The sequence below is a fragment of the Pseudomonas sp. CFBP 8758 genome, from assembly GCF_014841725.1.
GTDB lineage: Bacteria > Pseudomonadota > Gammaproteobacteria > Pseudomonadales > Pseudomonadaceae > Aquipseudomonas > Aquipseudomonas baltica.
In genome coordinates, this window is sequence record NZ_JACYUK010000004.1 from 215,797 (window position 1) to 229,855 (window position 14,059).

At 62.7% G+C, this 14,059-nt stretch carries 13 protein-coding genes and 1 tRNA gene; 9 read left to right on the top strand and 5 right to left on the bottom strand.

Going from position 1 to position 14,059, the window contains the following annotated elements:
• Window position 1: 1 nt before the first annotated feature.
• The 5 genes from murI to hemA are packed head-to-tail and all read right to left on the bottom strand — an operon-like array spanning window position 2 to window position 4,725.
• Window positions 2-793 (bottom strand): glutamate racemase, encoded by a 792-nt coding sequence (gene murI / locus IFT75_RS10365; RefSeq protein WP_192054705.1) that lies wholly within the window; start codon window positions 791-793, stop codon window positions 2-4.
• Window positions 786-1,541, bottom strand: a complete 756-nt coding sequence (locus IFT75_RS10370) for a molybdopterin-synthase adenylyltransferase MoeB (RefSeq protein ID WP_185795010.1) — start codon at window positions 1,539-1,541, stop codon at window positions 786-788. The genes murI and IFT75_RS10370 overlap by 8 nt, the downstream gene beginning before the upstream one ends.
• Window positions 1,535-2,365 (bottom strand): peptide chain release factor N(5)-glutamine methyltransferase, encoded by an 831-nt coding sequence (gene prmC / locus IFT75_RS10375; RefSeq protein ID WP_185795009.1) that lies wholly within the window; start codon window positions 2,363-2,365, stop codon window positions 1,535-1,537. The genes IFT75_RS10370 and prmC overlap by 7 nt, the downstream gene beginning before the upstream one ends.
• Window positions 2,366-2,368: 3 nt before the next feature.
• Complete coding sequence (gene prfA, locus IFT75_RS10380; RefSeq protein ID WP_122475230.1) at window positions 2,369-3,451, bottom strand: peptide chain release factor 1; 1,083 nt, start codon at window positions 3,449-3,451, stop codon at window positions 2,369-2,371.
• Window positions 3,448-4,725 carry a glutamyl-tRNA reductase gene (gene hemA / locus IFT75_RS10385; protein WP_122475232.1) on the bottom strand — a complete coding sequence of 426 codons (1,278 nt, stop codon included), beginning with the start codon at window positions 4,723-4,725 and terminating at the stop codon, window positions 3,448-3,450. The genes prfA and hemA overlap by 4 nt, the downstream gene beginning before the upstream one ends.
• Window positions 4,726-4,889: 164 nt before the next feature.
• Between hemA and IFT75_RS10390 the strand changes: the two genes are divergently transcribed.
• The 9 genes from IFT75_RS10390 to IFT75_RS10430 all read left to right on the top strand — a co-directional run bounded on the left by IFT75_RS10390 (window position 4,890) and on the right by IFT75_RS10430 (window position 14,055).
• On the top strand, window positions 4,890-6,617 hold the full coding sequence (locus tag IFT75_RS10390) for a tetratricopeptide repeat protein (RefSeq protein ID WP_192054707.1): 1,728 nt from the start codon (window positions 4,890-4,892) through the stop codon (window positions 6,615-6,617).
• A 27-nt stretch (window positions 6,618-6,644) separates the two neighbouring features.
• The gene (gene lolB, locus IFT75_RS10395) at window positions 6,645-7,259 is read left to right on the top strand and encodes a lipoprotein insertase outer membrane protein LolB (protein WP_192054935.1); all 615 of its coding nucleotides are present in this window, start codon (window positions 6,645-6,647) and stop codon (window positions 7,257-7,259) included.
• 19 nt (window positions 7,260-7,278) lie between these two features.
• The gene (ispE, locus tag IFT75_RS10400; RefSeq protein ID WP_185795007.1) at window positions 7,279-8,124 is read left to right on the top strand and encodes a 4-(cytidine 5'-diphospho)-2-C-methyl-D-erythritol kinase; all 846 of its coding nucleotides are present in this window, start codon (window positions 7,279-7,281) and stop codon (window positions 8,122-8,124) included.
• Window positions 8,125-8,177: 53 nt separating this feature from the next.
• Window positions 8,178-8,252: transfer RNA gene (locus IFT75_RS10405), tRNA-Gln, on the top strand.
• A 47-nt stretch (window positions 8,253-8,299) separates the two neighbouring features.
• Window positions 8,300-9,241 carry a ribose-phosphate pyrophosphokinase gene (locus IFT75_RS10410; protein WP_043192909.1) on the top strand — a complete coding sequence of 314 codons (942 nt, stop codon included), beginning with the start codon at window positions 8,300-8,302 and terminating at the stop codon, window positions 9,239-9,241.
• A 137-nt stretch (window positions 9,242-9,378) separates the two neighbouring features.
• Window positions 9,379-9,984, top strand: a complete 606-nt coding sequence (locus IFT75_RS10415) for a 50S ribosomal protein L25/general stress protein Ctc (protein ID WP_122475235.1) — start codon at window positions 9,379-9,381, stop codon at window positions 9,982-9,984.
• 73 nt (window positions 9,985-10,057) lie between these two features.
• A complete protein-coding gene (gene pth, locus IFT75_RS10420) occupies window positions 10,058-10,642 on the top strand; it encodes an aminoacyl-tRNA hydrolase (protein WP_043192904.1) in 585 nt (194 codons plus the stop codon).
• 21 nt (window positions 10,643-10,663) lie between these two features.
• The gene (gene ychF / locus IFT75_RS10425; protein ID WP_122475237.1) at window positions 10,664-11,764 is read left to right on the top strand and encodes a redox-regulated ATPase YchF; all 1,101 of its coding nucleotides are present in this window, start codon (window positions 10,664-10,666) and stop codon (window positions 11,762-11,764) included.
• 218 nt (window positions 11,765-11,982) lie between these two features.
• Complete coding sequence (locus IFT75_RS10430) at window positions 11,983-14,055, top strand: putative bifunctional diguanylate cyclase/phosphodiesterase (RefSeq protein ID WP_192054709.1); 2,073 nt, start codon at window positions 11,983-11,985, stop codon at window positions 14,053-14,055.
• Window positions 14,056-14,059: the final 4 nt, after the last annotated feature.

Sequence of the window (14,059 nt, forward strand, 5' to 3'; positions counted from 1 at the left end):
TTTACAACGTGAATACTTGCACATTGTCAGAAAATTTCCACAGCTTCGGTAGGACATTTCGAAAAATATCTACCGATCCGCTGGTCCAGAACTGCGCGGGCCGCGCCGGCCCATCAGCCAGCTGGTTTCCGGCACTCAGCAATCGCTGTAGCTGACGCGCTACTGCGGCGCCGGTATCGACCAGCGCCACGTTGGCCGGGACCATGGTGGCCAACAGGGGCTTGAGGAACGGATAGTGCGTGCAGCCCAGAATCAGGGTATCGCAGCCAGCGTCCAGTAACGGTTGCACGTACCCCTGCAGCAACAGACGCAGCGCCGGACTGTCCAGATCGCCGGTTTCGATCAGTTCGACCAGTCCGGGACACGGCTGGGTGATGACCTGCACTTCGTTGGCAAAACGATCGAGCAGTGCCACGAATTTGGCGCTGCGCAGGGTGCCGGTGGTGGCCAGCACACCGACGACACCACTGCGGGTCGCTGCCGCGGCAGGTTTGACCGCTGGCTCCATGCCAACGATGGGCCAGTCGGGATAGCCTCGACGCAGATCCGCCACTGCAGCGACCGTGGCCGTGTTGCAGGCCAGCACCAATGCCTTGGCGCCCTGGCCGTGAAAAAAATGCGCAACCGTGGCACAACGCTCACGGATGAATTCGCTGGATTTTTCGCCATAGGGAATGTGGCCGGTGTCGGCCACGTACAGCAGGGACTCGCGAGGCAGCAGCCGTTCGATTTCGCCAAGCACCGACAAGCCGCCGACGCCGGAATCGAACACGCCGACAGGCGCTTCAGACATGCCGCATGCTACAGACCGGGCACTTGGGATCGCGCTTGACCCGCATTTCGCGGAAATGGGTGCCCAGTGCGTCGATCAACAGCAGCCGACCGACCAGCACATCGCCGAACTGCGCCAGCAGCTTCAACGCCTCCAGCGCCTGCAGGCTGCCTACCAGCCCCACCAGCGGACCCACCACGCCGGCTTCGCTGCAAGTCAGCTCGGCATCACTGCCCTCGCCGTACAGGCAGTGATAGCAGGGGCTTTCCGGACGCCGTGGGTCGAACACCGACAACTGCCCTTCCAGGCGGATCGCGGCACCACTGACCAGCGGTTTGCCGGCGGCAAAGCAGGCGGCATTCACCGCATGGCGCGTGGCGAAGTTGTCGGAACAGTCGAGCACCAGGTCGACGGCAGCAACCGCTGCACTGAGCGAGTCTTCATCCAGCGCGGCGCGGTGCGCCACCAGGGCGATTTCGGGGTTGATCGCACCCAGCCGGGCAATGGCCGAATCGACCTTGCTGATACCCACCGAGGTGCTGTCGTGCAGCACCTGGCGCTGCAGGTTGGTCACATCGACCGTATCGAAGTCTGCCAGATGCAGCTCGCCGACGCCCGCAGCAGCCAGGTACAGCGCCACCGGCGAGCCCAACCCACCCAAGCCGACGATCAGTGCCCGGCTGCCCTTGAGCCTCAGCTGGCCCTGGATGTCGACCTGCGACAGCAGCACCTGCCGGCTGTAGCGCAGCAGCTCCTGATCGGTCAGCACAGCAACCGCCCCAGCGTGATGCGCTCGTGACCGCCGAGATCGATGCGGCTTTCGATCTGCTCGAAATCATGCTGAGCCAGCAGCTCACGCACCACTGGCGCCTGGTCGTAGCCGTGTTCGAGCAGCAGCCAGCCGCCCGGATGCAGGTGTGCAGGTGCCTGGCCGATGATCAGGCGCAGGTCGTCTAGGCCGTCTTCGCCGGCCACCAATGCACTGGCGGGCTCGAAGCGCACGTCGCCGGCACGCAGATGAGGGTCGGCACTGGCGATGTACGGCGGGTTGCTGACGATCAGGTCGAAACGCTCGCCCTGCAGGGCGCTGAACCAGTGGCTCTCGAGCACCCGGGCATTGCCCAGGTTCAGGCGCACCCGGTTGCGCTCGGCCAGGGCCACCGCTTCGGCGACGCGGTCGACTGCGGTGACTTGCCAGGCACTGCATTCGCCGGCCAGGGCCAAGGCAATCGCTCCCGTACCCGTGCCCAGATCCAGTACTCGCGCCGAGCTGGTCGGCAGCAATTGCAGCGCAGCCTCTACCAGCAGCTCGGTTTCGGGACGCGGAATCAATGTGTGCGAGGCCACTTCCAGGTCGAGCTTCCAGAACCCTTGCTGGCCCAGGATATAGGCAACCGGCTCGCCCGCCTGGCGACGCTTTATGAAGGCGGCGAAGGCGTTGGCAGCTTCGCTGGGCACGATGCGCTCGGGCCAGGTGTGCAGGTAGCTGCGCGACTTGCCCAGTGCCGCGGCCAGCAACAGCTCGATATCCAGGCGTGCGGTCGGGGAATCGGGCAGTTCGACAGCGCGCAACAGACTGGCAATGATGGTCATGTTCTATTCACCCAACGCGGCCAACTGATCGGCCTGGTATTCAGCCAGAAGCGGCTCTATCACTGCATCGACGCCGCCGGCCAGCACTTCATCCAGACAGTACAAGGTCAGGTTGACACGATGGTCGGTTACCCGGCCCTGCGGAAAATTGTAGGTGCGGATGCGCTCGGAACGGTCGCCCGACCCCACCAGCAGCTTGCGCTCGCTGGCGATGGCATTGGCCGCCGCGCTGCTCTGCATGTCGTTGAGCTTGGCCGACAGCCAGCTCATGGCACGGGCGCGGTTCTTGTGCTGCGAGCGTTCTTCCTGGCATTCCACCACGATGCCGGTCGGCAGGTGAGTGATGCGGATCGCCGAGTCGGTCTTGTTGACGTGCTGGCCACCGGCACCGGAGGACCGGTAGGTGTCCACGCGCAGATCGGCCGGGTTGATCTCGATGGCCACCTGCTCGTCCGGTTCAGGCAATACGGCCACCGTGCAGGCCGAGGTGTGGATGCGGCCCTGGGATTCGGTTTCCGGCACGCGCTGGACACGGTGCGCGCCGGACTCGAACTTGAGCTTGCCGTAGACGCTGTCGCCTTCGACGCGGGCGATGACTTCCTTGTAGCCGCCATGCTCGCCTTCGTTTTCGGAAAGAATTTCCAGGCGCCAGCCACGGCGTTCCGCATAGCGCGAATACATGCGGAACAGATCGCCGGAAAAGATCGCCGCTTCATCGCCGCCGGTACCGGCGCGGATCTCGAGGAAAACGTTGCGACCGTCGTTGGGGTCCTTGGGCAGCAGCATGCGCTGCAGCGCGCCCTCCAGTTGCACCAACTGCTCGCGGGCTTCGCGCACTTCCTCGGCAGCCATCTCGCGCATGTCCGGGTCGTTGTCCTTGAGCAACGCCTGCGCGCCCTCCAGGTCAGCCTGCACCTTGGCCCATTGCTGGTAACCCAGCACCACGGGCTCGACTTCGGCGTATTCCCTGGAATAGGCGCGGAAGCGGGTTTGCTCGGAAATGACTTCAGCGTCGCCCAGCAAGGCGGTCAGTTCCTCGAATCGGTCCTGGAGCGTGTCCAGCTTGTTGAGCAGTGACGCTTTCATTGCGGCGGTTTATCCGTTGAGCCCTCATCGAGGGCAAAGAGTTCCTGGGCCATGGCCAGCGCATCGACGCGGCCTTCGGCGGAGAGCTTTTTCATGTGCACGCTGGGTGCGTGCAGCAACTTGTTGGTCAGGCCCCGGGCCAGTTGCGCAAGCACCTCTTCGGCGTTGCCGCCGTTGGCCAGCAGGCGCATGGCCTTCTGCAGCTCCTCGTCGCGCAGGCGCTCGCCCTGCTGGCGGTAGGCCTTGAGCACGTCCACCGCCGCAAGCTCGCGCAGGCGCAGCATGAAATCGTCGGCACCCACGCTTACCAGTTCTTCGGCGGCCTGGGCGGCACCCTGGCGGGTTTTCAGGTTCTCGGCAACCACTTCGTGCAGATCGTCGACGGTATACAGGTAGACGTCGTCCAGCTCGCCGACCTCGGGTTCGATGTCGCGCGGCACGGCAATATCGACCATGAAGATGGGCTTGTGCTTGCGCAGTTTCAGCGCGCTCTCGACCGCGCCCTTGCCCAGGATCGGCAACTGGCTGGCGGTGGAGCTGATGACGATGTCGCTGTTGACCAGCTCCTGGGGAATATCGGAAAGCAGCACGGCATGGGCGCCGAACTGCGCAGCCAGGGTGCTGGCGCGCTCCAGGGTGCGGTTGGCCACCACGATGCGCTTGACCCCCTGCTCGTGCAGGTGACGTGCGACCAGGGTGATGGTTTCGCCGGCGCCGATCAGCAAGGCCTGGCTGCGCGCCAGGTCGCTGAAGATCTGCTTGGCCAGGCTGACGGCGGCAAACGCCACCGAAACCGGGTTCTCGCCGATTGCGGTGTCGGTGCGCACCTGCTTGGCAGCGCTGAAGGTCGCCTGGAACAGACGCCCCAGCAGCGGCCCGATGGTGCCGGCCTCGCGGGCCACGGCGTAGGCGGATTTCATCTGCCCGAGAATCTGCGGCTCGCCCAGCACCAGCGAATCGAGCCCGGACGCCACGCGCATCATGTGACGAACAGCCGCATCTTCTTCGTGCACATAAGCGCTCGCGCGCAGCTCTTCCACACTCAAACGGTGGTAATCGGCCAGCCAGCGCAGCACGGCATCGGCAGCCAGGTGATCCTGTTCGATGTACAGCTCGCTGCGGTTGCAGGTCGAGAGGATCGCGGCCTCACGGCTGTCGGTCAGCCGGCAAAGCTGCTGCAGGGCCTCTACCAGCTGCTCCGGGGTAAACGCCACGCGCTCGCGCACGTCTACCGAAGCAGTCTTATGGTTGATACCGAGGGCGAGAAAGGCCATTCAAGGTCGCTGATGATGTCGAGAAGCCGGTAATTGTCCTACTTCGTCCGGCCCAGAACAACCACCGCTATCTATTGTCCTAATAGGCAACCTCGAGTTATGGGTTTGACCTGTGGCTTGTGTCATGATGATCCGACCGCAGGTAAGCCGCCAAAATCCCCTCTATGAATAGAACCTCCACGTTGCTCCTCGCCTTCGCCTTGCTGCAGGGCTGCCAGTCATGGCCACCCAAAGAGCAGGCGACTCCGGTTCCCGTGGCGCAGCCGGCGCCTGCGCCGGACGAGACGCCCAAGGTCTACGGCTCGTTCAGCGAGGAAACCGTGTTCAGCCTGCTCAGTGCAGAGTTGGCCGGGCAGCGTGATCGCTTCGATCTTGCCTTGGGCAACTACGTGACCCAGGCCCGCAAGACGCAGGATCCGGGCATTTCCGAACGCGCTTTCCGCATCGCCGAATACCTGGGCGCCGATCAGCCAGCGCTGGAGACCGCGCAGTTGTGGGCGAAAAACGCCCCCGCCGACCTCGACGCGCAGCGTGCTGCTGCCATTCAGTTGGCGCGCAATGGCAAGTACGACGAGTCGCTGGTGTACATGGAGAAGGTCCTGCAGGGCCAGGGTGACACCCATTTCGACTTTCTTGCGCTGTCGGCGGCCGACACCGACGAAAGTACCCGGCGCGGCTTGCTGCAAAGTTTCGATCGCCTGCTGGGCAAGTACCCCGGCAACGGCCAGCTGATCTTCGGCAAGGCCTTGCTGATGCAACAGGATGGCAATACCGAAGGCGCCCTGGCGTTGCTGGAAGGCAATCCACCCCAGGAAGGTGAAATCGCCCCCATCCTGCTGCGCGCCCGTCTGCTCGCCGCGCTGGATCGCGGCAGCGAAGCCATGCCACTGCTGGAAAAAAACCTCAAGAAAATCCCCGACGACAAGCGTCTGCGCCTGACCTACGCGCGCATGCTGGTCGAACAGAACCGCATGGACGACGCCAAGCTGCAGTTCGCGATTCTCGTTCAGCAATACCCGGACGACGACGAACTGCGCTATTCGCTGGCCCTGGTGTGCCTCGAAGGCAAGGCCTGGGACGAAGCCTACAATTACCTCCAGCAACTGGTGGAGCGCGGCAGCCACGTCGACTCCGCACACCTGAACCTGGGCCGCATCGCCGAAGAACGCGGCGATCCACAGGCAGCGCTCGATGAGTACGCCCAGGTGGATGTCGGTACCGACTACCTGCCCGCCCAGCTGCGTCAAGCCGATATCCTGATCGCCAACGGCCGCGCCGACGAGGCTTCACGGCGCCTGGCCGAGGCACGCGATGCCCAGCCCGACTACGCAATCCAGCTGTACCTGATCGAAGCCGAAACCCTGGCCAACAACGACAAGACCCAAGCCGCCTGGCTGGTGCTGCAGAACGCCATCAAACAGAATCCGGACGACCTGAACCTGCTGTACACACGGTCGATGCTGGCTGAAAAGCGTAACGACCTGGTACAGATGGAAAAGGACCTGCGGGCCATTCTGGCTCGCGAGCCGGACAATGCCATGGCGCTCAATGCCCTGGGCTACACGCTGTCCGACCGCACCACTCGCTTCGAGGAGGCCCGCACCCTGATCGAGCGGGCCCACCAGATCAACCCCGAAGATCCAGCCGTGCTGGACAGCCTGGGGTGGGTCAATTACCGACTGGGCAACCTCGACGCCGCCGAGCGCTATCTGCGCGACGCGCTGGAACGCTTTCCCGACCACGAAGTGGCCGCCCACCTGGGCGAAGTGCTGTGGGCCAGCGGCAAGCAGCGCGAGGCTCGCAAAATCTGGGGCAAGGCCCTGCAAGAACAACCCGACAGCCCTGTCCTGCGCAGCACCATCCTGCGCCTGACCGGTTCAGAGAATCTTTAATCCATGTCTTTGCGTCCTACCTCCTACATGATGCGTCACCTGCTGGTTGCCACTTTCATCGCCGTGCTCACCGGCTGCGCCGGCATGGGCTCCCACGAAGCCCTGCAGGGTCAGGGCAACCCGCAACAGTGGCAAGTGCACAAACAGCAACTCACCCAGCTCGACGGTTGGGAGATCAACGGCAAGATCGGCATCCGTGCGCCCAAGGACTCCGGTTCCGGCACCCTGTACTGGCTGCAGCGTCAGGATTACTACGACATCCGCCTGTCCGGCCCTCTGGGGCGCGGTGCGGCGCGCCTGACCGGACGCCCGGGCGATGTCAGCCTGGAGGTGGCCAACCAGGGCCGCTACCAGGCCACTACCCCCGAAGAACTGCTGGAACAGCAACTGGGCTGGAAGCTGCCGGTTTCGCATCTGTCCTGGTGGGTCCGCGGCCTGCCGGCCCCCGACAGCAAGAGCCAACTGACCCTGGATGGCGACAGCCGCCTCGCGGGGCTTGCCCAGGACGGCTGGACGGTCGAGTACCTGAGCTATGCCGAACAAAACGGCTACTGGCTCCCCGAACGCATCAAGCTGCATGGCCAGGACCTGGACGTGACCCTGGTGGTCAAGGATTGGCAGCCGCGCCGGCTGGGGCAGTGACATGAGCGCAGGCACTTCCATGAACCCCGTACTGACCCTGCCCGCGCCGGCCAAGCTCAACCTGATGCTGCACATCCTCGGCCGGCGCGCGGATGGTTATCACGAGCTGCAGACGCTGTTCCAGTTTCTCGACCACGGTGATGAGCTGGATTTCGCCCTTCGCGACGACGGCGTGGTGTGCCTGCACACCCAGATAGCCGACGTGCCCCACGACAGCAACCTTATCGTCAAGGCCGCGCGGCAGCTGCAGGCACTGACGGGTACGGCACTGGGCGCCGATATCTGGTTGCGCAAGGTACTGCCCATGGGCGGTGGTATCGGCGGTGGCAGCTCCGATGCCGCCACCACCCTGCTCGCCCTGAACCACCTCTGGCAGACCGGCTGCAGTGAAGATCAGCTCGCGCAGCTGGGGCTTTCCCTGGGCGCCGATGTGCCGGTGTTCGTGCGCGGCCATGCGGCGTTCGCCGAAGGCGTGGGCGAGAAACTGACCCCGGTCGAACTGCCACAGCCCTGGTATCTCGTGCTTGTACCGCAAGTCTCTGTAAGTACAGCGGAAATTTTTTCGGATCCGTTGTTGACACGTGACTCGGCGCCCATTAAAGTGCGCCCCGTTCTTGAGGGAAACAGTCGTAATGACTGCCAGCCAGTAGTAGAGCGTCGTTACCCTGATGTACGTAACGCACTGAATTTGCTTGGCAAATTCACTGAAGCTCGGCTAACAGGCACTGGAAGTTGTGTGTTTGGGGCCTTCCCAAGCAAAGCGGAAGCTGATAGAGTTTCGCACCTTCTTGCAGACACCCTTACAGGGTTCGTGGCCAAGGGAAGCAACGTTTCGATGTTGCATCGCAAGCTGCAGAGTCTGTAACAGAGAGTCTGTAACAGGAAACGAGTGCTGGGCACTCGGAAGTTTCAAGCTACAGGGGCGTCGCCAAGCGGTAAGGCAGCAGGTTTTGATCCTGCCATGCGTTGGTTCGAATCCAGCCGCCCCTGCCATTTTCCTATACTCATCCAGGTATACCCTCAGCCGGCAGGTACTGCGCGTGTCCAAGATGATGGTCTTTGCGGGGAACTCAAACCCCGATCTGGCTCGACGCGTTGTGCGTCAGCTGCATATCCCTCTCGGTGATGTCTCCGTCAGCAAGTTTTCCGATGGTGAAATCAGCACCGAGATCAATGAAAACGTTCGCGGTAAAGACGTCTTCATTATCCAGCCTACATGTGCGCCGACCAACGACAACCTGATGGAACTGGTGCTGATGGCCGATGCCTTCCGCCGCTCCTCGGCTTCGCGAATCACCGCCGTGATCCCCTACTTCGGTTACGCTCGTCAAGACCGCCGTCCGCGCTCTGCCCGTGTGGCAATCAGCGCCAAGGTCGTCGCCGACATGCTGACCGTAGTGGGCATCGACCGTGTCCTCACCGTCGACCTTCACGCCGACCAGATTCAAGGCTTTTTCGATATCCCGGTCGATAACATCTACGGTTCTCCGGTTCTGGTGGACGATATCGAAGACCAGCGCTTCGAGAACCTGATGATCGTTTCCCCCGACATTGGTGGCGTGGTGCGTGCACGCGCCGTGGCCAAGTCGCTGGGCGTCGACCTAGGCATCATCGACAAGCGTCGCGAGAAGGCCAACCACTCCGAAGTGATGCACATCATCGGTGATGTCGAAGGCCGTACCTGCATCCTGGTCGACGACATGGTCGATACCGCCGGCACTCTGTGCCACGCGGCCAAGGCCTTGAAAGAACATGGCGCGGCCAAGGTGTTCGCCTATTGCACCCACCCGGTCCTGTCGGGGCGTGCGATCGAGAACATCGAGAAATCCGTGCTGGACGAGCTGGTGGTGACCAACACCATCCCGCTCTCCGCAGCCGCACAAGCCTGCGGGCGTATCCGTCAACTGGATATCGCCCCGGTTGTTGCCGAAGCGATGCGTCGCATCAGCAACGAAGAATCGATCAGCGCGATGTTCCGCTGAGGGCCCTGCCCTTCGCGAGCACCGTTCTGACGAAAAGCGCCCCGGCCCGACACTCTGTCGGGCCGGGGCTTTTTTGCCCGTATCGCCTTGGCGCTGGTCGCAAACGCTGGGCGAACGTGGTTATTTTGGAGAAACACATGAACGATTTCACTTTGAATGCCGAAGCGCGTTCCGACCTGGGGAAAGGTGCGAGCCGCCGCCTGCGTCGTCTCGCCAGCCTGGTACCAGCTGTTGTCTACGGTGGCGAAAAAGCCCCTGAGTCGATCAGCATGCTGGCCAAGGAAGTTGCCAAGCTGCTCGAAAACGAGGCTGCCTTCAGCCACGTGATCGAACTGAACGTTGGTGGCACCAAGCAGAACGTCCTGATCAAGGCACTGCAGCGTCACCCAGCCAAGGGTCACGTCCTGCACGCTGACTTCGTACGCGTGATCGCCGGCCAGAAACTGACCGCCATCGTGCCTCTGCACTTCATGAACCAGGAACCGGCTGTCAAGAAAGGCGGCGAGATCTCGCACACCGAGACCGAGCTGGAAGTCACCTGCCTGCCGAAAGACCTGCCCGAGTTCATCGAAGTCGACATGGCTGACGCTGAAATCGGCACCATCATCCACCTGTCCGACCTCAAGGCTCCGCAAGGCGTCGAGTTCGTCGCACTGGCTCATGGTACCGACCTGGCAGTTGCCAACGTCCACGCTCCGCGTATCGTTGCCGACGAAGAAACCGAAGAAGGCGCTGCCGAGTAATCTTACTCGCACGCCGAGCTGTGGATGACACCCTCGGGTGGCGTCCACGACTCGACAAGGAAGAGCCCCTGCCGTGACCGCCATACAACTGATCGTTGGCCTGGGTAACCCCGGCCCCGAATACGAACAGACCCGGCATAACGCAGGGGCTCTTTTCGTTGAGCGCATCGCCCAGGCACACCGTGTGAACCTGGTAGCCGATCGCAAGTATTTCGGCCTGACGGCGCGTTTCAGCCATCAGGGCCATGACGTTCGTCTGTTGATCCCCACCACCTACATGAACCGCAGCGGTCAATCCGTCGCAGCGATGGCGAATTTCTTTCGCATACCGCCGCAAGCGATCCTGGTGGCCCACGACGAACTCGACCTGCCCCCCGGCGTCGCCAAGCTCAAACTGGGCGGCGGGCACGGCGGGCACAACGGCCTGCGCGACATCATCGCGCAGCTCGGCAATGACAATGGCTTTCACCGTCTGCGGCTTGGCATCGGCCACCCGGGTGACAGCAAGTTGGTGTCCAATTTCGTTCTTGGCCGCGCCCCGCGCGCCGAACAGGAAAAGCTGGATGCCAGTATCGATTTTGCCCTCGGTGTGCTGCCGGATATCTTCGCCGGCGAGTGGAATCGCGCGATGAAAAACCTGCACAGCCAAAAGGCCTGACTCTTCGAAGAGGGATTCACCATGGGATTCAACTGCGGCATCGTCGGCCTGCCCAACGTCGGCAAGTCCACCCTGTTCAACGCCTTGACCAAATCCGGGATTGCGGCCGAGAACTTTCCGTTCTGCACCATCGAGCCCAACAGCGGCATCGTACCGATGCCCGATGCGCGCCTGGAAGCACTGGCTGCCATCGTCAATCCCAAGCGCGTGCTACCCACCACCATGGAGTTCGTCGACATCGCGGGCCTGGTGGCCGGCGCTTCGAAAGGTGAAGGGCTGGGCAACAAGTTCCTCGCCAACATCCGCGAAACCGACGCCATCGCCCACGTGGTGCGCTGCTTCGAAGACGAGAACGTGATCCACGTTTCCAACAGCGTCGACCCCAAGCGCGACATCGAGATCATCGACCTTGAGCTGATTTTCGCCGACCTCGACAGCTGCGAGAAGCAACTGCAGAAGGTTGCGCGCAACGCCAAGGGCGGCGACAAGGACGCGGTGGTGCAAAAGGGCCTGCTGGAGCAGTTGATTGCCCACTTCACCCTGGGCAAACCGGCCCGCAGCCTGATGCGCACCATGGGCAACGACGAGAAGGCGGTCGTGCGCGGCTTCCATCTGTTGACCACCAAGCCGGTCATGTACATCGCCAACGTTGCCGAAGATGGCTTCGAGAACAACCCGCTGCTGGACGTGGTACGGGTGATTGCCGAAGAAGAAGGCGCGATCGTGGTGCCGGTGTGCAACAAGATCGAAGCCGAGATCGCCGAGCTCGACGACGGCGAAGAGAAGGACATGTTCCTCGAGGCCCTGGGCCTGGAAGAGCCCGGCCTGAACCGCGTGATCCGCGCCGGCTACGAACTGCTCAACCTGCAGACCTACTTCACCGCCGGCGTCGAGGAAGTCCGCGCCTGGACCGTGAAGATCGGCGCCACCGCGCCACAGGCCGCCGGTGTGATCCACACCGACTTCGAAAAAGGCTTCATTCGCGCCGAAGTCATCGCCTACAACGACTTCATCCAGTACAACGGCGAAGCCGGTACCAAGGAAGCGGGCAAATGGCGCCTGGAAGGCAAGGAATACATCGTCAAGGACGGTGATGTGATGCACTTCCGCTTCAACGTCTGAGCCGACCCGCTACACCGCCTCACGCGCCCCTCGAAAGCCCCGTCATCGCCCTGCGATACGGGGCTTTTTGCATTCAGGCTCCAAGGGTCGCCAGGCGCTAAAGATAGCGCATGGCCAGCCGACAACCTGTAGACCAGACACGTGCACGGGTTACCGCGCCCTGGTGACCACCCGCTGCCCTCGACCGCGCCGTAGTTTTCCCCCAGCAGACGCCACCCATGAACGAAAATGCCGATGTGATGTACAGACTGCTCGTACAGGGTGTGGTGGATTATGCGATCTACATGCTCTCGCCGCAGGGGATCGTTTCGAATTGGAATGCCGGGGCGCAGCGGGCCAAGGGGTATCGTGCGGAGGAGATCGTCGGGCAGCATTTTTCGTGCTTCTACACCCCTGCGGACCGCGCCTGTGGCTTGCCGGCGCAGAGCCTGGCGACGGCGCTGGAGGCGGGGCGTTTCGAATGCGAAGGCCAGCGGGTGCGCAAGGACGGCACGCTGTTCTGGACCAATGTAGTGATCGAGCCCATCCATGACGACAGGGGCCAGTTGCTCGGCTTCGCCAAGGTCACGCGCGACATCAGCGAGAAGCGTGCGCGGGACTTGAGCCTGCTGGAAGCCAAGCGCCTGGCAGAAAGTCACAGCGCCGAAATGGCTTCGTTGTCGATGTTTCTCGATTCGGTCATCGCCAATATTCCGTCCAGCGTCATCGTGCAGGACGCCGTATCGCGGCAGATCCTGCTGGTGAATCTGCAGGCTGAGCGGCTGTTCGGCAATGCCCGTGAGCAGATGATCGGTCGGCAGTTGGAAGAGTGCCTGGCGCCGGCGTTGAGCGGTTATCTGCGCCGGTTGACCGACCAGTGCGTACGTACCGAGGGCTTGCACCATGCCCAGAGCCAGCAGCACACCCTGCTGGGCCTGCGGACCTTGCGCAGCAAGACGGTGACCATACGCGGCAAGGAACTGGGCAGCAGTTACGTGCTGCTGATCGTGGAAGACATCACCGACGAAAACGCTGCCCAGGCGCGCATTCGCCACATGGCTCACCACGACAGCCTGACCGGGCTGCCCAATCGGGCGCTGTTCCGCCAACGTCTCGAAGAGGCCTTGCGTGAGGACGCCAGCCGCGACCGCGTGACAGCGACCCTGTGCTTGGACCTGGACAACTTCAAGAACGTCAACGATGCCCTGGGCCATGAGTTCGGCGACCGTCTGCTGCGCGCCATCGCCACGCGCCTGCGCGACGTGCTGCGGGTCAAGGACACGTTGGCGCGCCTGGGCGGCGACGAGTTCGCGGTGATCCTGCCCGAACTCAAGAACGGCGAAGACGCGCAGCTCACCGCGCAACGCCTGATCGACACCATCGAGCCGGCTTTCCTGATCGAGGGGCACAGCCTCTGCGTGGGCTTGAGCGTGGGCATTGCGCTGGCGCCCAGGGATCAGAACACGCCCGAAGAATTGCTGCGCTGCGCCGACATGGCCCTGTACGAGGCCAAGCGCAATGGCCGCCATCGCTACGAATACTTTCATCCACGCATGGATGCCTTGGCGCAGAAGCGCCGCACCGTGGAAAGCGATCTGCGTCAGGCCATCGTCGACAAACAGCTGCATCTGTATTACCAACCCATCATCGACAAGCGCGACACGCGGATCATTGGCTATGAGGCACTGATGCGTTGGCAGCATCCGCAACATGGCATGATCATGCCGCTGGATTTCATCGCCATCGCCGAAGAAACCGGGCTGATCCACGAGCTGGGTGCGCTGGCTTTGCGCGAAGCCTGCCACGAAGCTCAACGCTGGCCCGGTGAGCTGACCGTGGCGGTCAACCTGTCGCCGGTGCAGTTTCGCAACAATGGCCTGGTAGAGCTGGTGCAGGCAGCGTTGAGCGAGTCGGGCCTGGACGCCGCACGGCTGGAGCTGGAGATCACCGAATCGGTGCTGCTGGACAACAACCAGGCCAACATCAGTATCCTGCAGCGCCTGAAAGCCCTGGGTGTGCGCATCGCCCTGGACGATTTCGGCACCGGTTATTCGTCCCTCAGCTACCTGCGCGCATTTGCCTTCGACAAGATCAAGATCGACAAGTCGTTCGTGCACGACATGGGCGACAGCAACGAAGCCATCGCCATCATCCGCGCGATCACCGGCATGGGCCGCAGCCTGCAGATGCAGGTCACGGCCGAGGGCGTGGAAAGCGACGAGCAGTTCATGCGGCTCAAGGCCGAAGGCTGCTCGCATTTCCAGGGCTACCTGTTCGGTCGCCCGCAGCCAGCCGAGCACCGCGCCCGCTAGCGCT